This is a genomic window from Candidatus Erwinia haradaeae (assembly GCF_900698855.1).
Classification (GTDB): Bacteria; Pseudomonadota; Gammaproteobacteria; order Enterobacterales; family Enterobacteriaceae; genus Erwinia_E; species Erwinia_E haradaeae_F.
Genome location: NZ_LR217698.1, coordinates 41066 through 63528 on the forward strand (window position 1 = coordinate 41066; position 22463 = coordinate 63528).

14 protein-coding genes and 2 pseudogenes are annotated in these 22463 nt (G+C 31.2%); 3 read left to right on the forward strand and 13 right to left on the reverse strand.

What is annotated here, in order from left to right; translation table 11 throughout:
- Nucleotides 1-95 precede the first annotated feature (95 nt).
- From atpG to atpB, 6 genes are all read right to left on the reverse strand, one after another.
- A complete protein-coding gene (atpG, locus tag HACICURT3053_RS00125; protein ID WP_157991752.1) occupies nucleotides 96-965 on the reverse strand; it encodes a F0F1 ATP synthase subunit gamma in 870 nt (289 codons plus the stop codon).
- Nucleotides 966-1019: 54 nt separating this feature from the next.
- Nucleotides 1020-2561, reverse strand: a complete 1542-nt coding sequence (atpA, locus tag HACICURT3053_RS00130) for a F0F1 ATP synthase subunit alpha (protein ID WP_157991753.1) — start codon at nucleotides 2559-2561, stop codon at nucleotides 1020-1022.
- A 13-nt stretch (nucleotides 2562-2574) separates the two neighbouring features.
- On the reverse strand, nucleotides 2575-3120 hold the full coding sequence (locus tag HACICURT3053_RS00135; RefSeq protein WP_157991754.1) for a F0F1 ATP synthase subunit delta: 546 nt from the start codon (nucleotides 3118-3120) through the stop codon (nucleotides 2575-2577).
- Nucleotides 3121-3135: 15 nt separating this feature from the next.
- The gene (locus tag HACICURT3053_RS00140; protein ID WP_157991755.1) at nucleotides 3136-3609 is read right to left on the reverse strand and encodes a F0F1 ATP synthase subunit B; all 474 of its coding nucleotides are present in this window, start codon (nucleotides 3607-3609) and stop codon (nucleotides 3136-3138) included.
- 106 nt (nucleotides 3610-3715) lie between these two features.
- The gene (gene atpE, locus HACICURT3053_RS00145; RefSeq protein ID WP_157991756.1) at nucleotides 3716-3958 is read right to left on the reverse strand and encodes a F0F1 ATP synthase subunit C; all 243 of its coding nucleotides are present in this window, start codon (nucleotides 3956-3958) and stop codon (nucleotides 3716-3718) included.
- 110 nt (nucleotides 3959-4068) lie between these two features.
- The gene (atpB, locus tag HACICURT3053_RS00150; protein ID WP_157991757.1) at nucleotides 4069-4890 is read right to left on the reverse strand and encodes a F0F1 ATP synthase subunit A; all 822 of its coding nucleotides are present in this window, start codon (nucleotides 4888-4890) and stop codon (nucleotides 4069-4071) included.
- Nucleotides 4891-6562: 1672 nt separating this feature from the next.
- Here atpB and gntK point away from each other — a divergent pair.
- Together gntK and gntU are read left to right on the forward strand one after the other, a co-directional pair.
- Nucleotides 6563-7123, forward strand: a complete 561-nt coding sequence (gene gntK, locus HACICURT3053_RS00155; protein ID WP_157991758.1) for a gluconokinase — start codon at nucleotides 6563-6565, stop codon at nucleotides 7121-7123.
- On the forward strand, nucleotides 7120-8460 hold the full coding sequence (gene gntU, locus HACICURT3053_RS00160; protein ID WP_157991759.1) for a gluconate transporter: 1341 nt from the start codon (nucleotides 7120-7122) through the stop codon (nucleotides 8458-8460). Before gntK ends, gntU begins: the two co-directional genes overlap by 4 nt.
- Nucleotides 8461-9394: 934 nt before the next feature.
- Here gntU and rsxG read toward each other — a convergent pair.
- The 5 genes and pseudogenes from rsxG to rsxA all read right to left on the reverse strand — a co-directional run bounded on the left by rsxG (nucleotide 9395) and on the right by rsxA (nucleotide 14094).
- On the reverse strand, nucleotides 9395-10024 hold the full coding sequence (gene rsxG / locus HACICURT3053_RS00165; RefSeq protein WP_157991760.1) for an electron transport complex subunit RsxG: 630 nt from the start codon (nucleotides 10022-10024) through the stop codon (nucleotides 9395-9397).
- A gap of 4 nt (nucleotides 10025-10028) precedes the next feature.
- Complete coding sequence (gene rsxD / locus HACICURT3053_RS00170) at nucleotides 10029-11096, reverse strand: electron transport complex subunit RsxD (RefSeq protein WP_157991761.1); 1068 nt, start codon at nucleotides 11094-11096, stop codon at nucleotides 10029-10031.
- Nucleotides 11097-11532: 436 nt separating this feature from the next.
- Nucleotides 11533-12948, reverse strand: a pseudogene (gene rsxC / locus HACICURT3053_RS00175) (electron transport complex subunit RsxC); the annotation flags it as partial.
- Between the two features lie 40 nt (nucleotides 12949-12988).
- A complete protein-coding gene (rsxB, locus tag HACICURT3053_RS00180; RefSeq protein WP_157992281.1) occupies nucleotides 12989-13513 on the reverse strand; it encodes an electron transport complex subunit RsxB in 525 nt (174 codons plus the stop codon).
- Complete coding sequence (gene rsxA, locus HACICURT3053_RS00185) at nucleotides 13513-14094, reverse strand: electron transport complex subunit RsxA (RefSeq protein ID WP_157991763.1); 582 nt, start codon at nucleotides 14092-14094, stop codon at nucleotides 13513-13515. Before rsxA ends, rsxB begins: the two co-directional genes overlap by 1 nt.
- Before the next feature lie 1566 nt (nucleotides 14095-15660).
- On the opposite strand from rsxA, the gene prmB reads away from it, so the two are divergent.
- A complete protein-coding gene (prmB, locus tag HACICURT3053_RS00190) occupies nucleotides 15661-16608 on the forward strand; it encodes a 50S ribosomal protein L3 N(5)-glutamine methyltransferase (RefSeq protein ID WP_157991764.1) in 948 nt (315 codons plus the stop codon).
- 2044 nt (nucleotides 16609-18652) lie between these two features.
- On the opposite strand, the pseudogene HACICURT3053_RS00195 reads toward prmB, so the two are convergent.
- Together HACICURT3053_RS00195 and sbcB are read right to left on the reverse strand one after the other, a co-directional pair.
- Nucleotides 18653-19942: pseudogene (locus tag HACICURT3053_RS00195) on the reverse strand (basic amino acid/polyamine antiporter); the annotation flags it as partial.
- 773 nt (nucleotides 19943-20715) lie between these two features.
- Complete coding sequence (sbcB, locus tag HACICURT3053_RS00200; protein ID WP_157991766.1) at nucleotides 20716-22170, reverse strand: exodeoxyribonuclease I; 1455 nt, start codon at nucleotides 22168-22170, stop codon at nucleotides 20716-20718.
- Nucleotides 22171-22463: the final 293 nt, after the last annotated feature.

Here is a 22463-nt window from a genome sequence, read left to right on the forward strand (position 1 = left end):
ATTAGGATTAGTTATTCAAATAGTTGAGAAGTTTATCATAGAATTTGATATGCATTTAATCTTGTTCTATATATTTTTGTTTTTTTAATTACGATTTAAACGGCAGAGGCTCCTCCAATAATCTCGGTTAATTCCTGAGTAATACCAGCTTGTCGTGCTTTATTGTATACTAGTTGTAATTCTTTAATGAGAGCCTCTCCGTTATCGGTGGCAGTTTTCATTGCAAGCATGCGAGCTGCTTGTTCGCTAGCCAAGTTTTCTACGACAGATTGGTATACTTGAGACTCAATATAACGTTGTAACAATGTTTCTAATAAAGTTTTTGGATCAGGTTCGTATAGATAGTCCCATGTTTTGTTTGAAATTAAATTAGTAGATTTGTCTTCAGGAGATAAAGGTAGTAGTTGTACTATTTCTGGGGACTGAGAAATGGTATTAATAAATTTATTGCTAACGAGATACAATTGATCTATGCGTTCTTTATTATACAATTGCAGCATTGCCTGAACAGGGCCTATTAAATTAGATAGAGTTGGCTGATCGTTTATACCATGTAGTTGAGCAACTATCTGAACGTCAATTGATTTAAAAAACGCCCCTCCTTTTAATCCTACAATAGCTAGATCATTTTCTATTTTTTTCTCATATGAGTTCTGCATGTGGATTAGTAATTTCTTAAAGAGATGAAAATTTAAACTTCCACATAATCCACGATCGGTAGATATGACTATATATCCTCTTCGCTTAACATTGCGTATATTTAAGTAAGGGTGTTTGTATTCTAAATTTGCTGAAGTAATATGGGTAATTACTTTTCGTATAGATTCTGCGTAAGGACGACTCATAGCCATTCTTTCTTGGGATTTACGCATTTTCGAAGCTGCAACCATTTCCATTGCTTTAGTAATTTTTTGTGTCTTTTGTACACAGAGGATTTTATTTCGTATCTCTTTTGCGTTAGACATAAGCTTCTCCGCAAGGTCCTATTTAATATACTCTTGAAATAAAAATATAGGATCTTACCAGGATTGTGTTTGTTTAAATTTTTCTAATAGATGGTTTATTTGTTCTTTTATTTCATTATTAAAATTGCCAGATTCGTTAATATTAGTTAATAGCGTCTTATATTTACAATAAGCGTATTCTAGAAGTGATTTCTCAAAACTACCTATGTTGCGTAGGTTCACGTTATGTAAAAATCCATGCTCTGCCGCAAAAAGCATCAGGCTTTGCTCTGCCACGGACATCGGTAGATGTTGTTTTTGTTTTAGTAATTCAGTTATTTTTTGACCATGATTTAGCTGTTTACGAGTAACCTCGTCTAAATCTGAAGCAAATTGTGAGAAGGCTTCTAGTTCACGATATTGTGCTAAAGCAGTACGAATTCCGCTAGATAATTTCTTTATAATAGGAGTCTGAGCTGCACTACCCACTCGAGAAACTGAGATTCCTGGATTAATTGCTGGCCGGATACCAGAATTAAATAAGCTAGTCTCTAAGAAAATCTGACCATCAGTAATGGAGATAACATTAGTAGGTATAAAGGCAGATACATCTCCTGTCTGAGTTTCAATAATTGGTAGAACCGTTAGAGAGCCAGTTCTGCCTTTTACCTTACCGTTAGTAGCTTGTTCTACATAACTTTCATTTACTCGGGAAGCTCGTTCTAGTAAACGAGAATGTAAGTAAAAAATATCACCAGGAAAAGCTTCTCGGCCTGGAGGTCGGTGAAGTAATAGAGATATTTGTCGATAAGCAACAGCTTGTTTGGATAAGTCATCGTAGACCACTAATACGTCTTCACCACGATCACGAAAGTATTCACCCATCGTACAGCCAGCGTATGGAGCTAAATATTGCAGAGCAGCAGGTTCAGACGCAGTAGCTGCAACTATAATTGTATTAGATATCGCATTATTTTCTTCAAGTTTTCGAACTATATTGGCAATAGTAGATGATTTTTGACCGATCGCAACATAAATACACTTTATGCCAGAATTGCGTTGATTTATTATCGCATCAATGGCGATTGTGGTTTTACCAGTTTGTCGATCACCAATGATTAGTTCGCGCTGCCCTCGTCCAATAGGAATCATTGCATCAATTGCTTTATATCCTGTCTGGAGAGGTTGGTCAACCATTTTTCTGTCAATTACGCCAGGTGCAATGGTTTCTATTGGTAAGAAACCATCATTGTTAATAATTCCTTTTCCGTCAATAGCTTCTCCTAGAGTGTTAACAACACGGCCTAATAAACCAGACCCAACTGGCACTTCGAGAATACGTCCTGTGCACTTAACTATCATACCCTCAGATAGATTGGTATATATCCCCATCACTACTGCGCTGACAGAGTCTCGTTCTAGGTTGAGTGCAATAGCATAACAGTCATTGGGAAGGCTGATCATTTCAGATTGCATGACATCAGTTAGGCCATGTATGCGAATGATGCCATCACTTACAGAAATAATAGTCCCTTGGTTATGAGTTGTGCTGACGATATTAAATTGAGCAATACGTTCTCTGATTAATGTACTAATTTCAGTGGCATTTAATTGCATTTACTCTTTCCTTTTAAGACTTAAGGACCTTAGTTAATTGTTCAATTCGATTTCGTATGCTACCATCAATGACTATGTCACCCATTCGTATGATAAGGCCGGCTATTAATGATGTGTCAATCGTATAATTGAGTTTAACTTTACTGGATAAATGTTTTTCCATCGCTATTTGAATGTTATTCATCTGAATAACATTTAGTTTTTTGGCAGATAATATTTCCAGTTCAATAATGGCCTCATATCTAGTACGAAGTTGAATAAACTTCTCCAATATGTTAGAAAGAAGCGATAGACGTTTATTTTCAGATAATATCCTTATGAAATTTTGAACATGATGATCTAGCTGATCTCCACATATTTTTATAAAAATATCCGATAGAATATAAGGTGCTAAAGGTTTTGATATTAGAATCTGAACAGATGGGTAGGATATCACTAATGTAGTAAATGTTAATGCTCTTTGCCATTGATCCAGACAGTTTTGTCTGATAGAAAAATCAAATGCTGCTTTTGCATAAGGACGAGCTAGTGTAATTAAGTCGAGAGTCTGGTTTTTCATTATTCTGGTTTTTCATTATGATAGTTCATTGATTATTTTGTTTACGATATTCCCATGCTCTTCTTCATCTAATGATCGTTCGATTATTTGTTGAACTGCTGACATAATAAGTTCTGTAACTTGTTTGCGTAAATCTTCACGCATGAGTTGATGTTCTTTGTGAATTATAGCTTGTGCTTCAGTAAGTATTTTTTTACGTTCTTGCATAGCGGCGGTTTTAGCTTCGTTTAAAAGTTGTGAACGGTTTTCGTATGCTTCTTCTAAAATAAGCCGCGCGTTATCTTTTGCTTTTTGAATCTGGTTAACTACGTTAAGTTTTGATAGTTCTAAGTCTTTTTTAGCATGCTCGACGGAATTAAAGGCGTCAGAAACTTCCTTCTGGCGTTGTTCGATAGCGTTTATTAGTGGCGGCCATACATATTTCATGCAGAATCCAACAAAGATGATAAATGCGATAGCTTGGCCAAGGATAGTGGCATTAATGTCCATTGAAAGGCACCTCCTAGTAAAATCAACTATTGCCTTTTTTCTGTATTAGGGTCGTGGCATTATTAATCGTGGTAAGGTTAGAGAATTAGACTACGTAAACTGATGTTTATGATACAACGGCAAACATCATGTATAATCCCAATCCTACTGCTATCATTGGGATAGCGTCAACCAAACCCATAATCACAAAAAATTGTGTACGAAGGAGTGGTATTAAGTCTGGTTGACGCGCAGCACCTTCTAGAAATTTTCCTCCCAACATGCCAATACCAATTGCAGCACCAATAGCTGCAAGACCCATCATAATAGCAGCAGACATGTATAATAGATCCATATTGAAGTTTGCCATCATAATCTCCATGTTTTTATATTTTTTTAAATAAATTAAACTAAGATTCAATCATATATTCTTTTATTATTATAGAGCTATATTTCTTTTAGAATATTACATTAATATTCTTATTCTTCGGACGCCATTGAAAGATAGACAATCGTTAGAACCATAAACAGAAATGCTTGAAGAGAAATAATGAGGATATGAAAGATTGCCCATGGCACGCTGAGTAGCCATTGTGACCACCATGGAAGTAAACCTGCAATCAAGATAAAGATTAATTCTCCTGCATACATGTTACCAAAAAGTCTCAAACCGAGAGATATAGGTTTAGATAAAAGGCTAACACCTTCTAAAATAAGATTAATTGGAATAAAAATTGGGTGGGTAAATGGCTTGCGTATTAGTTCTGTACTAAAACCTCTTATTCCTTTTATTTTTAAACTATAAAATAACATTAATAGAAATATTCCTATTGCCATAGAAAGGGTAACATTAACATCTGCAGAAGGGACTATTCTTAATGCTGGAAGGTGAAATAAGACATGTTCTCCCATCGACGGTAGCAGGTCTATTGGCAATATATCCATTAAATTCATTAGGAATACCCAGACAAAAATAGTTAAAGATAGAGGAGCAATTATTGTACTTTTTCCATGGTACATTTCGCGTACGTTTTTGTCGATGAAATGAATTATTAATTCAATACAAGCCTGCAGCTTTCCAGGTACGCCAGTCGTTGCGAATTTAGCTGCATAACGAAATAAAGCCAAAAAAAATATACCTAATATAACAGAGAAAAATATAGAGTCAATATTTAAGATCCAAAATGTGGTTATTTCATCATTTGAATGCATAACCTTTAGATTATTCAGATTGATTCGAAGATGCTCTAGATGATGAGTAATGTATTCCTTCGGTGATGTAGAGATTTCTTCTACAGACATAATGTACCTTACCCTGCGTCATTGATGTGAGTTGATTTGAGCATGCAGACTCATAAGACATAAATATACTTTTTATAGAATTTTAGTCAATCATTAATAATCATTAATAATCTTTAATTCAGATTTTAATTTTTATTTTTTTTACATCTCATTAAAGGATTATTATTAATTATTTTTAATCATAGATTCTTAAATAGTCTATTAACGAGTAGTTTATAATTTATTTATTTATTTATTTAGTGTAGCAATTATCGTTTCTTTTTTTCAAAAACTATTACTATAATTTTACGAAAACTCAAGGATAACAAATTTTTTAAGTAGAACAAAGTGTGTTCTAGTTTTTTTAAGTGAGATTTAATTTAATACAGTTAGAATCGATTCTAAAGTAGATTTACTTAAAATAAGTGAAGTTTTATAAAATCAAGATTTTTAATCTGTTATTATATTGCAACAGAAACTAGAGTTTAGATTAGCGGAATTACTTAATTATTTTTATATTTAGATTAGGGGTTCAGATAATGATTAGTAGTACATTGTTGATTCATTCAAGAACATAATGTTTATTATGACGTTTTAAGTATTAAGTTTATTATTATTTGATCATAGTTCATATAAAGATTACTTGTCTACGTTATCCAACGGGATTGATAATTTTATTATCATCTTATTTATATATGATTTATTCTTTTCTGTATTTTTGCACAGAGCAATTGGATTTGTATAGTTTGTTTTAAAGTATTAATTGAATAATGTTTGGTTTGATCTAATATTTGTATATTGTTTCTGTGGTCTTTAATATTGATAATTGTAATCTAACTATATCAATTCGATTCAAAATCTTTTTAATCAGTAAACAAAGGTCATTAATAATAGTCCACATATTTGAGAGGATTGTTTTCTATGTATTTTATAATGAATTGTATTAGGCTAATAAACTTCAATATTTTAAGCTTAACTCACGAATCTCAACTCAATTTTAGATTCATGTATTCATCAATATCAAGAGTCAAGAGAAAAATCTCGATCAGATTATTTTTTAATTTTTTATTGTTTAATCATTAATTTGTCTTTAAGATTCCATATATACGGTCTAAATTACTTAGTTAAAAATCAGTATAATATGAATCATGTATGCATGTTTGGCATGGATTAGACATAACATGTATTTATCTTGAATTTGTTATGAGGATACAACCTTATTATGTGATATCTCTAATTTAGATAACGCGTTTATCTTAAAGTACACTTAAGCTTAATCATCATTAGCATTTAGGATTCAAAATATTATACAACTTAAAAAAAAGAAAATTGTTAAACATTGGTTGAGGATTATTAATTATCTACATGATAATTATAGTTGTTTAGAAAAATATGTCTTTCATGGGTTGATGGTAAATGCTTCTTGTTTATTAATTGATCATTTATCATAAGTAAATACGGATATGGATTCATGGTTTATTTTAAAAATGATACATAACTTTATATTATTTTAATTTATCTTTTAATTTTTCATCTTATTTGTTATTTTAATTTATTATATGTTTTATTGCATTTTTCTTGATATATGTAAATTCTTAGTTATCTCCTTAGTTATCTTCTTAACTTTACCCTAAACATTATAATCGGTAGTATCTTCGAGCATGTAGTCGAGAATCATACCGGAGCAATAATAATGCATACAGTCTTTTTAGATCATTATCTTTTTGTATTTATGGGTGTATCTGGAAGTGGTAAATCAACTGTTGCAAATACAGTTGCCTATAAGTTACAAGCCGCTGTGCTTGATGGTGATTTTCTTCACCCTCGATCTAATATAAAAAAAATGGCTTCGGGTTGTCCGCTTAACGATGATGACCGACGTCCATGGTTAGAATCCATAAATGCTGCTGCATTTGCTATGCAATGCACTAATCAGATTTCATTGATTGTCTGTTCTGCATTAAAAAAAAGTTATCGAAATATTTTACGATTTGGTCATTCCAATCTTTTTTTTATTTATCTTAGGGGTGATTTTAATGTCATAAAGTCACGTCTTCAGACACGAAAAGGGCACTTTTTTCAACCACAAATGCTCCGAACTCAATTCGCCGTTTTGGAGCCTCCTGAGGCTGAAGAAAAAGATGTATTCTCTATTGATATTTATCCACCTATAGATAAAGTGATTTCTATTACATTAAAAACTATCGAAGAAATAATTAAAAATCATAATACAATACATAGTGAGGTTGCATGAATATATTTAGTTTACTATTAACTGCAGCTGGTTCAGTGTTTTTTTTATTTTTTTTAGTTATGAGAGCACGTATGCATGCTTTTGTAGCATTAATACTTGTATCGTTTTTTGCAGGGGTGCTGTCTGGCATGCCGTTAGAACAGATTGGAAATACTATGCAAAAAGGTATGAGTGGTACTCTTGGTTTTCTTTCTATTGTTGTAGCCTTAGGCGCTATTTTTGGAAAAATATTATATGAATGTGGTGTGGTTAATCAAATTGCATTGTATATATTAAAGAGATTTGGTGCACGTCACTCACCTTATGCTATGGGTTGTGCTGGGTTAATTTGCGCTCTTCCGTTATTTTTTGAAGTTGCGGTGGTATTATTAATTAGTATTGCATTTGCAGTAGCAAACCGTACTGGTGAAAATTTGGTTAAGTTAGTGATTCCTTTGTTTGCTGGAGTTGCTGCTGCTGCTGCCTTTTTGGTTCCGGGTCCTGCTCCAATGTTGTTAGCATCACAGATGCATGTAGATTTGAGTTGGATGTTATTATTAGGTTTGTGTGCAGCAATTCCAGGCATGTTAATTGCAGGCCCTGTATTTGGTCATTATATTAGTCATCGTGTTAAGTTTATTCAGTTAGATCTAGATAACCAATCTCAGATAGATGTTAGAAGACTTCCTTCATTTGGCTGGAGTATAGCATTACTTTTATTTCCTCTTATTCTAGTGGCTATTAAAACTTTTGGTTTATATTGGGTTCCTTCTGGTACTAATCTGTATGCGTGGTTTCAGCTCATTGGTCATCCATTTGCAGCTATTTTACTTTCTTGTTTAGTAGCCATTTACGGATTAGCTCCTTATCAAGGGATCAAAAAAGAAGAGATCATGCAGATTTGCACCACAGCACTACAACCTGCTGGTGTGATTCTTTTAGTAATTGGGGCTGGTGGTGTATTTAAGCAGATATTGATAGATTCTGGTGTTGGTCCAGAACTCGGTAATTTATTAACTGGTATTGGGTTACCAGTGTCAATATCATGCTTTTTATTAGCTGGTGCAGTGCGAATTATTCAAGGTTCTGCAACAGTTGCGTGTCTCACTGCAGTTGGTCTGCTTATGCCAGTAATTGAATTATTGCATTATTCTGGTGCACAAATGGCGGCTTTGGCTATTTGTATAGCCGGTGGCTCGATTGTATGTAGTCATGTAAATGATGCCGGTTTTTGGTTATTTTCTCGTTTTACTGGTGCCACTGAAGGAGAAACATTAATCACATGGACTATCATGGAAACTATCTTAGGACTCGTTGGGTCGATGGTTGGTATGATTGCTTTTTCGTTGTTTTCATAAAGGAGTTGGACAGTAAAAATATTGATGTATTTTAGAGAAGGACTTCTTGGTATTCGTTGTGAGTATTAGTTTAGAATTAATTTGAAGGTATTAGTATTCAATATTTATTTTTAAAAAATAATCTTAATCTAGGCGAAAAGGCATTAGATTGCAATTATCTGCTTATTTTAATAGATTATAATATTTTACAATGATCAATAATGAGTTCCAAGAGAAGCCAGTGTTCTTAAATATTTAATCATATGAATGAGATTGTATATCTAAGATCGATATATAACTTTAATTATCTTAATTATTTTTTAATATTGAATGAACAATGGTTTTTATTTTTACTATTTTGTCTTATTGTGACGTGTATATATTTAGATATACATACTAGATATGCAGATGGTGTACTAGTCTAATATATTTATTAAAAGTTTGTTAGAATTAATAATAGTAATTTTATGTATAAAATAACACAGGCTTCATATTTTTGGCATCTATTTCATAGACTAGACCAACTAATGAATTAACTTAGTATATTATGATATAGGTTATAGGATAGATTAATAGATTTATTTTTAATACATCGTTATTACAGATAATAATTATCAAATGAATTTAATATAGATCAAATTGTTTTTACAAAATATACATCTTGTTTACTACATCTAAGATAGTATCACTAAATTAGTGTAGAATAGATAGCTAAAATTAATAATAAATTGTTATTACTGATAATTAATACAGTATCGATATATGAAATATAAGTAACTTTTATATTGACTAATTATATTAGTATTGTGCATTTTATTGGCATCATGTAAAAATAATTAGGATATCATTGTTTCATAAAAATCTCCTTCTTTTAGTGAATTTTATCAATTGTGTAAGCATTAATAGAATTAGTTAGAACAGATGGATATCTATAATATAATTATTTGATTTTTTACTATTTTGGCTCGGGACATCTGGGAAGTGAATTTAGTTGGGGTGGTAAGGTTTTAATGTAAATAGCTGTTTTTTTGACTGAATTTACGACTGCGCGCGGGGTAATTGTAGCTCCAGTGAATTGATCAAAATCACCTCCGTCTTTTTTTATTGCAAACCGATTGTTTTTATGATCAAAGACTGTTTTACCATTGAAGCTGGTAATCCAATTAGAAAGACGTAATTCAATTTTATCACCTAGTCCTGGTGTTTCATGATGTTCTATCACACGAGTTCCGTATATAACGCCCTCAAAATTAGCTCCTATAATCATTTTAATATTGCCTGAGTAACCGTTTGGAGCGGTGGTTTCAATTGCTACAGCAACAGGTATTGAATTCATGCGCGCTATATATAAACGGTGTGATTCGTTATTCCCTAACGCGGGGTTGGATACAAAATAACAGGCGTTTTGTAAATGATTATTGTATAATCCAGGGGGAATAACTTGATCTAGAAGGTGTTGTTTTTTTAGAATTGTTTGATTCTGAATAATAGGATAAGTTAATTCATGAATTATGGTTGTAAACCCTGTAGTGATTGCAGCAAAAATTGCTAATGTGAGGCCGTTTTTTCTTATAGTATTTATCATGATTTTATTTTTTTCGAGAGTGACCGAAAGCGCGAGGTTTTGTGTAATAATCAAGTAAAGGTACGCAAATATTTGCTAATAATACTGCAAAGGCTACACCATCTGGATACCCTCCATAACTTCGAATTAGCCATGTGATCAAGCCAATTAATATAGCGTAGATCAAGCGACCATAATTAGTAGTAGAAGCAGTCACTGGATCCGTGGCAATGAAGAATGCACCTAACATTGTGGCGCCAGAAAAGAGGTGTGTAATTGGTGGCAGTAAAATTTCTGGGTCATAAAAGTATCCTAGTTCAGAAAAAAGGGTTAGTGATCCAATAAATCCCGCTGGAATTTGCCAGTAGATTATGCGTGTTATTAATAAGAAAAGGCCTCCGCATAAAAAAGCAGCATTTATCCATCCATATTCTAAATTAACTGTCATTCTTTTTTTATTAATCGACTGTGTTAAAAGTTGTTCTTGGATATGCTCAGAATGGAGATTGGTTTTAAAGTTGTCTAATGGTGTCGCTTGACTAAAACCATCAATATTTAACTGAAATTTTGGTGTGATAATTGGGATATCAATAGTGTCAAGATCAAAAATTATATCTAGACTTTTAGTCAAACTGGCTGTGATATGATTGGGACTCTTAAAGGGTAGCCAGTTGGTCATTTGTACAGGAAATGAAATCAATAGTATGACATAACCAACCATAGCAGGATTAAATGGATTCTGGCCAAGACCTCCATAAAGGTGTTTAGCAATGACTATAGCGCATAGAGTACCAATGGTTATGACCCACCATGGGGCTAAAGGGGGGATGCTCACACCAAGTAGTAAAGCGGTCAGGAGCGCTGAATTGTCTTTTAATGTCTCCATAATTGGATATTGACGCAGGTAAAGAACAACCGTTTCTGCTATAGTGGCAATAATACTGGCAATCAATATTTGTATAAGGTTACCCCAACCGAAGAAGTAGTATTGTGTAATGATTCCAGGCAGTGCAGCAAGTAGAACAAATAGCATTATTCGGCTAGTTTTGTTCTGGTTACGCGTATAAGGGGGACTAACAATACGAAAAGCCATGTAATTTATTGTCCTAGAGGATATTTAATTTAAGTATTGTTTAAGTATTCTAGATATGGATAGTTCGTTTGATTTATTCATTTGTAGAAAAATTGATGATTCTATATTGATATCTTTCTAGTTGTATTAGTGTTTAAATTGTTTTTTATTTTTGATAATTTTAGACATTATATCTTAGTTTTTTTGTTTTGGGTCTGTAATATTGGGTCTATAATATGTTGATTATTTGGGTTCTCGATCATGGGGATAGCAGATGGATTGCTCAAAGGTAAAAGATCTAATAAATTTGTATGTAATGATTTGATTTTAGTCTATATTTATATTTTATAAAATAAATTTTCTCGAATGATCTGCAGTGTATCAAGATCTCTTGGATAAAGAGACATTAATCAATTTTTGTATCATAAACCACCTAACATAGATTTTTTTTATTTTTTATATTTTCCTTTTCTATTCGTTCTATTCGGGATATAAAACGGATTTTAGCAAGTGCAGCACGTTGTTTTTCTGATTCCATGGTGCCAATAGCTTCTTTTTCCTGACGGAAGTATCGTACTAATGGAATTTTGCTAGGACATACATAAGAACAAGCACCACATTCAATACAGTCGTTAATATGATATTGACGGGCTTTCTCATGTTCTTTCCCTTTACTAAACCAGTACAGTTGCTGCGGTAATAATAAAGCGGGGCAAGCATCAGCACAAATTCCACAACGAATGCAGTTTTTTTCTATTTTATCTTTACCAATTTCGTTAGTAGAAGGAGTAAAAATACAATTTATTGTCTTAACTAGTGGAATGTTATCAATAGGTATAGTAAATCCCATGAGTGGGCCGCCTATGATTATTATTTGTTTATTTTCAGGGGTAAAACCAGTATGTTTTAGTAGATGGTTAATTGGTGTTCCAAGTCGTGCCCAGATATTCCCTGGGTTTCTCAGAGAGTTTCCACTAAGAGTTACAACGCGTTCTGTTAGAGGCTCTCCGTTTATTATGGCTCTTTTTATTGCAAACACAGTGCTAACATTTTGTACTAATACACCAATATCAGAGGTGTGATTTGTGTGAGAAACTTCTTTTCCGGTTAGAATTTTTGTAATTTGTTTTGCTCCTCCTGATGGGTATTTAGTTGGTATAACGCAGACATGTAGATTGGTACTGTTATTTATTGCGGTTTTCAGGGAGGTAATAGATTTTAATTTATTATCTTCTATTCCTATCAGGACCCTTTTAGCAAGTAAAATCCATGCTAATATACGAATACCTTCTACAATTTCATGTGCATGTTCCTGTATTAAACGGTCATCAGAAGTAATATATGGTTCACATTCGGCAGCGTTAATGATTAATGTATGAACTTTTTTGATATTATCTCGTAGTTTTCTATCCGTTGGAAAACCAGCTCCTCCTAGTCCAGCTATGCCTGATTCATGTAGGCGTGTTATTATTTCTTCTCTCTTAAATTTTTGATAGTTATTAAGTGAATGCATAGCACACCAGCGATCTTGACCATCTGATTCTATAAATATACACATTTCTGATCGAGGAGAGGGAAATGCTGTCGTATGTGTTTGTATTTTAATAATAGTTCCAGAGGTTGGAGCATGTACTGGTAGAGCTTGAGAATGGCCGATTGTCAGAGGTTGGCCACGTAATACTGTATCTCCAGGTCGAACGCTAAGCTCACCTTCAGGGCCGCGATGTTGTCTTAGTGGTACAATAAATTCTTTTGGTAGTGGTATTTGGCGGAGAGGTATATTGCTAGATTTTTCTTTCATTGCTGGTGGATGAATTCCTCCTGGAAAATCCCATATTTTATTTTTTTTAATTTTTTTAAACATATTCCACATTGTTTATACCAAAGTAATTTTTTTAAGTAGAAAGGGGGTTTTATTGCCAATAATGAGGTTTGGTTATGCGCGGGTGAATTTCAATACACTGGGTCGGACAATGAGATATACATTTTTGACAGCCGGTGCAGATATCGCTAAAGACTGTGTGTATAACTCTCTTAGACCCAATGATGGCATCTACTGGGCAGACATGAATACATTTAGTACATCCAATACAGTTATTCTCATTAATCCATGCAACGCTATTTTGGTATTTTTTTGTGTTGCTATTAGATAGAGGTTGTGGCTCAATATTAAGCATATCTGCTATTTTCAGCATAGTCTCAGTACCACCTGGTACACATTTATTAATATTTGCATTATTAACACTAATAGCATTGGCATAAGGGAGACAACCGGGATAACCACATTGCCCACATTGACTTTGTGGTAGTAAATTGTCAATTTGATCGATAATTGGGTCTTTTTTTACTATAAAATACCTGGATGCGTAACCGAGTAGAGCACCACATATTAAGCTCAATGCGCTCAGCGCTCCTATTGCTATACACAGTGTATATATCATGACTTGACAAGACCGGTAAAGCCCATAAATGACACTGCCATCAAGCCAGCAGTGATAAGGATAATAGATGATCCCTTAAATGGCTCTGGAACGTCTGCACATACTAAGTGTTCTCTCATTCCAGCAAATAAGACTATAATTAATAAGAAGCTGATAGATCCACTGAATCCGTAGATAGCAGATTCTATAAAATTATAGCGGAGATTCATGCTTAATAATGGCACACCCAGCACAGAACAATTAGTTGTAATAAGCGGAAGAAAAATACCTAGAACTCGATAGAGATTGGGGCTAGTTTTATGAACCATAAGTTCAGTAAATTGAACAACGCTAGCAATAAGAAGAATATATGTTATTGTACGTAAGTAGTGTAGATGAAGTGGTGTCAAAATAAGATAATTAACTATCCAAGATAACATTGAAGAGAGCGTAATAACAAATGTTGTCGCTAGTCCCATTCCAATCGCGGCTTCTAATTTTTTAGAAACCCCCATGAAGGGGCAAAGGCCAAGAAATTTTACTAATACAAAATTATTCATTAAAACTGTACTACTAAAAATTAGTAAGTATTTAGTCATATATACACCTTGATATAGCACAATATTATGCTATCTATATTATAGATATAGGGTATGTCCTTTTTATAATTAAGTGGTTTCATATTCTTAAAATTAGAATAGTAATAGGTTGCTGAATTTAGTTGTGATTAAAAATTAATATTTTATGTATTATTGTACTTAATGGGAAGAATTATAAATATTTTTATGGATGAGAGTTATTTTGCATCAAATTGCATAGATGTGATGATTATAGATATTATAGGATGGTATATTACACTATCTTGGTTCTATTTATGTTATTAAGTGATTCTATTTATGTAGACTTGTTCTAACAGACAACTTGGTAATATTCTTTATATTATTATTTGATAATAGTCATTGCATATTGCAATAGATTGTTATAGACAGATGTGGTACATAGAGATTTATATCAGGTTAAGTCAGTTTTTTTAAACTATAACCTTAGTTATGAATTTTTAGAAGCAAAAACTAATAATACCTCTGATTTCTATATTTATATTATTAACTTGTTAGTTAAAATTGTTCGTTATTGATTTGATATATAAATCACAATATTTATCTATAAGTAATATTTTTATTTTAAAATCTAATTTTCTTCCGATATATAAAAAATCTAATTTTTATATAAAAATATGTTTTTATTATAGTATAGATTATGAGTGATTGATAGAATCAAGTCATTTTGTTTGTATAGTATTGGATTATTATTGATAGAGACCAAGGTTCAGGATATAATAAGAAGCGTTGTGCTTTAATACTAACTACATTGATCTTTTCTAAAAATGATCAGTTTTAAACTATGATTCCTTGAGCTTCTTTTTCGGAATCTAAAGGAGTATTTATGTTTATTTTTATATTTTTTATCTTGGAGTAATAGAAATTAAAGCGGTAATAAGTGGGCAGGACTTATTTAGGATGTTCACTTTGGAGATTATAATTTTATTGAGATAATATTCCTTTATTAAAGCGTTTGTCTCGTTTTTTTAAATCCTGTTCGTAGATTTTTTGAGAACACGATATAGATGGCAATGACAATTAAATTGTTTTACAAAGATAGAATGCTGGTATTTTTAATGTTATTAAATAAGTAGGTATATTATATTAATCGTTAAGATGAAAATGAGATTCATTAGGCTTTTTTTGTATCAGAGTTTTGTTTTTGTTGGGTTACTTCATGTTTTTTTATTTATAATCGTTAATTAATGTATCAACTCTGCTAAATGTTGTATATCTATATCTTAACCTCTTAAGTTTGTTTTTAAAGAAAGAATTGTATTGTTCAGTTCATCTATATTATATCTAATTACAGTATATACTCTGAATTTTTTTATACATGGTTTATATTATTGATGAAAGAGAATGAATTATATTCTAATTATCTTGACAAGATACATAGGCAATTGCATTTTTATCGTGTAACTGCCATATTCGTAGTATAAATGAATTAGTTATGAATATTAACAATATTATTTTACTGTATTTGAATGTGGTTGTATTCATATTTTGCCTTGATCACTATGATATAACAATTTTGGATCAATTAAATGATACCTGGAGAGGTAAGTGGAAAAAATTATTTTTAATGAGGCTATTCAAGAGCTTAAGACTATTCATGATTTGTTGCGTTGGTCAGTAAGTTGTTTTTCGGAAGCTAATCTCTGGTATGGTCACGGAACAGATAATGCCTGGGACGAAGCTGTGCAGCTGGTGTTACCTATTCTTTTTTTGCCGATAGATAGTAATGTGGATATGTCTAATGGACGTCTTACTTATAGCGAAAGGCAGCGGGTTGTTAAACTTGTAGAGCGTCGAGTCAATGAACGTATTCCGATTTCTTATCTTACTAATAAGTCTTGGTTTTGTGGTCAAGAATTTTATGTTGATAAACGCGTAGTCATACCACGATCCCCTATTGCGGAGTTGATTAGTCAAAAGTTTTCTGGTCTTGTTTCTTGTCAACCTAAAAAGATTCTTGATATGTGTACAGGTAGTGGTTGTATAGCCATTTCTTGTTCTTTAGTTTTTCCTGATGCCGAGGTTGATGCTGTAGATATTTCAGAGGATGCGTTAATTGTTGCTAAAAAAAATATTTTCAAATATGGTTTGAAACAACATGTTACGACAATATTATCGGATCTTTTTTCTGAGGTGTCTCATAAAAATTATGATTTAATCATAACAAATCCACCGTATGTTAGTAGGAATGATGTTCAGTGTTTACCGGATGAATATCTTCATGAACCTACACTGGGTTTAATTGCTGGAGATAATGCTTTAATATTAGTTCTTCGTATTTTAAGTGACGTAAAAGATTATTTGGCGCATGATGGAGTTTTTATTTGCGAAGTTGGTGGTAGTATGTCCGATTTAATTATATTGTTTCCAGATATACCGTGTACATGGATAGATTTTGACCAGGGTGGCGGCGGTGTCTTTAGGATGACTAGGGAGCAAATTATTAATTTGATCAATTTATACCCAATATTACAAGATGAATCATTTTTAGTATGAAAGATCGATTTAGTAGTATTTTATTTAATTTGATTTGTAAAATATAGGATTTTGGTAACTGTAATTATAAATTTTCTTTAGGGAAAACTAATTTGTAATTTTTTAAAAAAGTATGATATATTAATAGTTTAGAAAGGGTTAAGAAGCTATTAGTTAGTGAAAATAGGAAGATATATATCGATATATAGTCATGAATGGATAAGAAAGGGATAAGAAAAAGATTCAGTCAATGGGATTATCATATAATTTTAACGATGTATTACAATGATATGTATGATGAGATTTTTAATTACTTAGGAAACATTAAGTAGTCTTTATTCTTTAAGAATAAATGCATTATTCTTTCCATTTTTTTAAGTTAATTTAGATTTGATAGTATTAAATTACAAGATTTTTTTATAAAGTAATTTTACAATAGAATATCATATCAGATGAGGAGTAGAGAAAAAGATTTTTATCTATATTAGTGTTGCGTGATTAGAAGGCAGAAGCTGGTAATTGTATAGTTTAGATATGGATTGTATGGGATTTCTATTTTTTCTCTAATGCAGTACTAGAGATATTTTATAAATTGTTTAAATTTTCTATTATACAATGTATCTTACTTAAGAGATAAGATTAAGTGTATATTATCATAATTAGCCTAATATATGGGAATATATATTCTATAATAGATTGTATTAATATTATCTATATCCAAATTTTTAAGAGATGTGGATTTTAATATAAAAAGAAGAATTTTAAGTCTGACAAGTAATAGAAGTAAAAAAACGGGGCTCTATTATTTGAGATATTAGAGGTTAATGGTCGCTTAGGATTCTCAAAATAAATATTTATTTTTTTTCACCTAAGTAAAAGTGAACATGTATGTTGATATAGTTTTCTTGTAATTAAAGGAAAAGTTTAGTGATAATGGTAGTATGAAATATAATGATGTTTTCTGTATATCTATTGTCAATATAATTATAATATATAATCATATAATATGATTATATTTACTATGTGGTGATGATAGATACATGTAAATTATTGTAATGTATTGTCATATTTTTTGCTTATTTCTAATTGATTTTTTGTTATGATAATTTTAATCAATATTTTATTGACTGGATTTGTGTTTAGTTTATGATTTATAAGATAATTGTACGATAATGGTTGTTTATAATGTTATATAATAACTTCTTTCAGTTAGTAAAGATAATAGAGATATTTTATAGATTAAGACTATACAGATTAGATATATTTTGTGTTCATAAATTCAAGTTATAGAGTCTTTTCTATAGATATAGAGGGATATGTTACAAAATATGGTAGATTGATTATATTTATATATTCATTTTCAATTAACTTCTCTCCTTATCAGATAATTCTAGATGTTCATGATTTTTAATAATTGGTTATTAAAATAATTCTAATGTTATTTTTAGAAGAAGAAATAATAATAATTTAACTATTATCTGATTTTTTTATTTATTTTAAATAAAAACATATTTTATTATGGATCAAGAGTTGTATCTAAATTGATTAGATTTTATTTTTTTATGTTTATCATTTTATGATAGAGATTCTTTATTATTTAAAAGTGTGGAGATAAGGTTAATGTAGTATCTGTTAGTTTAGATAAACTATGAATAATATTATTATATAATATAACGTGCAAAGAAGAGGCTGGATAAGTAGGAAAAAATATGAAGATAGCATTATAAATTTCTAATTTATTTAGATTTTTGAATATGAATATTAATAATTTTTAAAAAATTATTTTATTATCAGAATTATGACTGAATCATATTGACTTATAAGATCATGATGTAGATATAGCGAATAATAAATTTAAATTCAATAAAGTAAGATATTCGAGAAAAATAATTATTTATAGGTAAATGTTTTATTAATTTTGTAAAATACGAATTTAAGTAATTTTTGATATTTATTTTTGAGTGTGGTTGTTAAATATAAACATCCCATCGTTATACGATGGATGTCTTAATTTAATGAATAATTTCTAATGAAATAGTTTTTATAGCTCCTTTTTAGTCCAGTGATTGTAGTAAAAAACTAGTATACCTGGTAAGTATAGTAAAAGCGATAAAAGAAAATTGGTAAGTCCTGATGCATATAATAACCAAATTCCATAGATACTTGCACCGATTGCCGTGATAGTAATAGCTGGTTTGTTTAAACTTAATGCTACTTTAAAAAGATACATGGTTACTAATAAATAAGGTAATAATATCATTTCTGATGCAATAGTAAGGAGAACATTGTAGTCACAATTAGTAAGGTAAATTAGAATCAGTCCGATTTGAACCAAAGCATTGGTGAGATATAGAGAGATAGTTGGCGCTCCATGAACATTACGAAGACTTAGACTTGGCATAAGAAAGCTTTTGTTAATTACAGTAATGAGGGGAACTTCTGCTGCCATGATTGTCCAACTTAGATATGCTCCACATACTGAAAGAATTAGGCCAATTACTATAATAATAGTGCCTCCGTATCCCATTAAGTGATGCATTAATCCAGCCATAGAGGGATTATGCATCATTGCTAGCTCTTTTCGTGAAACAACACCCAAAGATATAAGTGTAACTAGTATATAAATAGCTAATGCAGCCAGAACCGCTAGTAATGTAGCCGAGCTAATATCATTTTTATTGCGCGCTCTTTCTGACATGACTACTGCGCCTTCAATGCCAATAAATACCCAAAGTGTAATCAGCATAGCATCCTTTACTTGTTGCCAAATTGGCTTTTCTAGCGCTTGGCCGATGAAATCAAACTGGAAGCAACTGTATCGAAAATTAATGCTAGCTAGTACAATAAATAATCCTAGAGGAAGAAGTTTACCAATTGTTGCTATAAGATTAACATTTGCCGCAGTTTTGACTCCTCGTACAATCAATGCGTGAATTAGCCATAATAGAAGAGAGGACGCTAAGAGAGAATAATAGGTATTACCATTTCCGAAGACAATATAGTCTGAGGAGTCACTAAAAATACTTATAGAAGAAAAAATAATAACTAGATAAGCTGCATTAGCAATAATAGCAGATAACCAATATCCCCATGCGGAGCAAAATCCAATTAAATTACCAAAACCTGCTTGAGCATAAATAAAAATACCACCGTCTAGATTAGGTGTTAGTTTTCTTAGAAAAATCAATGTTAATGCTAAAAGAATGATCCCCCCCCCAGTAATACTCCAGGCTATTAAAAGAGCTGCTGGGCTTGCGACGGCTGCCATATTTTGCGGTAAATTAAAAATACCGGCACCTAGCATGGAACTTAAAACTAGTGCAGTTAAAGCACTTAATCCTAATTTTTTATTCAAAAAAACCTCAGATATAGAAAATATTAGTTAAAATAAAAAATTTTATGTAATGGGTCAGTTACAATAGACACTGAGTATTGATGTATGCTTAGATGATTTTGTATTCAGAACTATGTTAATTTAGAAAATGTTTTCTTTTAAGCAGGGATCCAATGATATGGTGACAGATATTTTATCATTCAAATTTCATTATATATTTATAATCTATAATAATTAAATTATTTTACTTAGCTGAGCTATTAGAATTAGTTTAATGTTGTACAAAGATAATTGTAATAAGAATACATTCTTTTTTGATTGTTTCTATATATTTATTCTACGTCTTGTAGACTATTTTCAGTTTGTTGTTAACTAGTCCATATTATTTTTAATATCTAAGGTAATTAGTGTGATTTTTTTTAAAAGCATGAAAGATTGTCTTATGTGATTTATCACATGTGGCTCTACATATATAAAATATAATATTTTACTCAAAATATTGGTTTCCTTGACTATTTAAGGATATACACTTTGTATTAAATTAATGTGTGAATTACAAGTTACAGTATATTTTGATTCACACAATTATATGTTTATATAGCTATATTGACTTTCTAGTGTCTTAGATTATTTATTTCTAAATATATTTTTAGAAAAAAAGGAATAGGCGTGATATATGTAATAACATTATGATTGATTATAGTGTTGGTTTTGTTAGTTTGTTTATTAAGCTTCTTCGTTGTTCTGACTAGAGTGAAATTATTAATTTAAAATGTATGTTGTAATATGATGTCTTATATTGAATAACTATCTGAGTGTATATACCATTGAAGTTCTTTTGCGTAAGATAAAAGATCTTCTAGGATTTTCATTTTATTTTGATTACATTTATTGAGATCTAATAGAGTATGGATCTTTTCTATATATTGATTAAAATATTTTTGAGTAAGGATGGAGCGACGTTGCGCCATCCAAATTTTTTTTTCTATAGTGTTTAGAGTTTCAGGAAAGTTTCGGGCTCGAAAGCGAAATAATAATTTTGACAGTCGTTCATCATGAAATGATAGACGTAGACTAGACAATGTTTCTGGATTAGTGTTGCGTATAATTTTAATAGAAGATTGATCTGTTTGGTTAAAGAAACCATTATAAAGCTGTGCATCAACATCGTTTAATTGTAGTATTGGTGGTTCTTCTAAGTATAGTTCAATAATTTTTTTACTTATTTGAGGATGTTGTTGTAATTTTTTAAAATTATTTAAACAATCCTTGATGTCTATATTAATTCTCTGAGCATCGAAGTCTCGTAATGTATGGGCTGGTGCAATTACTGGGCATCTATTAAGATGGATTAGCTTTAGGGGCATGGTAGAGATTTCATCGTAGTGTTTATGACACCTATAGAGCTTTGTACGTAATTCATTTGAATTTGTTTCAAATAAGGGCGCAATATTTTTGCTTAGGTCACAGACTATCAATGTATTTTGTTTTTTCGGATGCCATCCTAGTGGAGCAATTAAGCTCGTATATTTACGTTTTTTACCAAATGTATTTGAAACATGTACTAGTATCTGTATTTCTCGTATATTAATTAATGTGTTAAGCTGAGCTTTATTTCTATAGTGATATAGAAAATGATAGAGCCTCGGTTGTTTTTTTTTGATGAGTTTAGCTAGCTCAATTGTAGCGTAGACATCATCTATAGCATCATGAGCATGATGGTGTACGATTCCATTTTTTTGAGTAAGTTCTGTTAGACGGAGGCTAGGCAAACCATCTAAATCTAGAGGCCACTGTATTCCTTGTGGTCGTAAGGCGTAACAAGTCCTTATTACGTTTAGTAGGTCCCATCTACTGTTTTTATTTTTCCAGCTCCAGGAGTAAGGATCATAAAAGTTACGATAGAAGAGGTTTCGACTAATTTCATCATCAAAACACAAATTGTTATAACCTATGACACACGTATTTGGAATATTGAATATTTTATAAATCTGTTTAGTAAACTGAGCCTCATTAATACCGCGTTCACAAGCAATTTGTGGTGTAATACCTGTAATTAGAACAGCTTCTGCTTGCGGGAGATAGTCCAGTGCAGGCTGGCAATATATTACTTTTGGGTCTCCAACAGGGTTTAAGTTAATATCAGTGCGCAGAGCAGCGAATTGCGCTGGTCGATCTAATGATGGATTTTTTCCAAAAGTTTCATAATCGTAAAATAGCAGTGTGGGTTGCATTAGTATATTGTTCATAGTTTTAGAATGTTCTAGTGAAGCATAGATTTATCTTGAATTATAGATGATGATCAATTTTTTACAGTGATTAAAAATGGATAATATTTTTAGTACATGTTTTTTAAAACATTATTCTGTGAGGTAAAGTAATTACTTAGTGATACATAATTAATTCTACAATTAATAATTGATGGAGTACTAAAAAGTAGTCAATATAGATGCAGGTTATTCTAATCAGTTATTCTAATTATATGTTAAGATAAATTATATGTCGCATAGATTATAAACGAGCGCCTCGTAAGGATTATCAT

Bases quoted from the DNA above. Each gene is read 5' to 3' on its own strand.
- atpE (WP_157991756.1), bottom strand. From the start codon at position 3,958: ATGGCAAACTTCAATATGGATCTATTATACATGTCTGCTGCTATTATG.
- atpB (WP_157991757.1), bottom strand. From the start codon at position 4,890: ATGTCTGTAGAAGAAATCTCTACATCACCGAAGGAATACATTACTCAT.
- gntK (WP_157991758.1), top strand. From the start codon at position 6,563: ATGCATACAGTCTTTTTAGATCATTATCTTTTTGTATTTATGGGTGTA.
- rsxA (WP_157991763.1), bottom strand. From the start codon at position 14,094: ATGACTAAATACTTACTAATTTTTAGTAGTACAGTTTTAATGAATAAT.
- HACICURT3053_RS00140 (WP_157991755.1), bottom strand. From the start codon at position 3,609: ATGGACATTAATGCCACTATCCTTGGCCAAGCTATCGCATTTATCATC.
- atpA (WP_157991753.1), bottom strand. From the start codon at position 2,561: ATGCAATTAAATGCCACTGAAATTAGTACATTAATCAGAGAACGTATT.
- rsxD (WP_157991761.1), bottom strand. From the start codon at position 11,096: ATGGCTTTTCGTATTGTTAGTCCCCCTTATACGCGTAACCAGAACAAA.
- atpG (WP_157991752.1), bottom strand. From the start codon at position 965: ATGTCTAACGCAAAAGAGATACGAAATAAAATCCTCTGTGTACAAAAG.
- sbcB (WP_157991766.1), bottom strand. From the start codon at position 22,170: ATGAACAATATACTAATGCAACCCACACTGCTATTTTACGATTATGAA.
- HACICURT3053_RS00135 (WP_157991754.1), bottom strand. From the start codon at position 3,120: ATGAAAAACCAGACTCTCGACTTAATTACACTAGCTCGTCCTTATGCA.
- rsxG (WP_157991760.1), bottom strand. From the start codon at position 10,024: ATGATAAATACTATAAGAAAAAACGGCCTCACATTAGCAATTTTTGCT.
- gntU (WP_157991759.1), top strand. From the start codon at position 7,120: ATGAATATATTTAGTTTACTATTAACTGCAGCTGGTTCAGTGTTTTTT.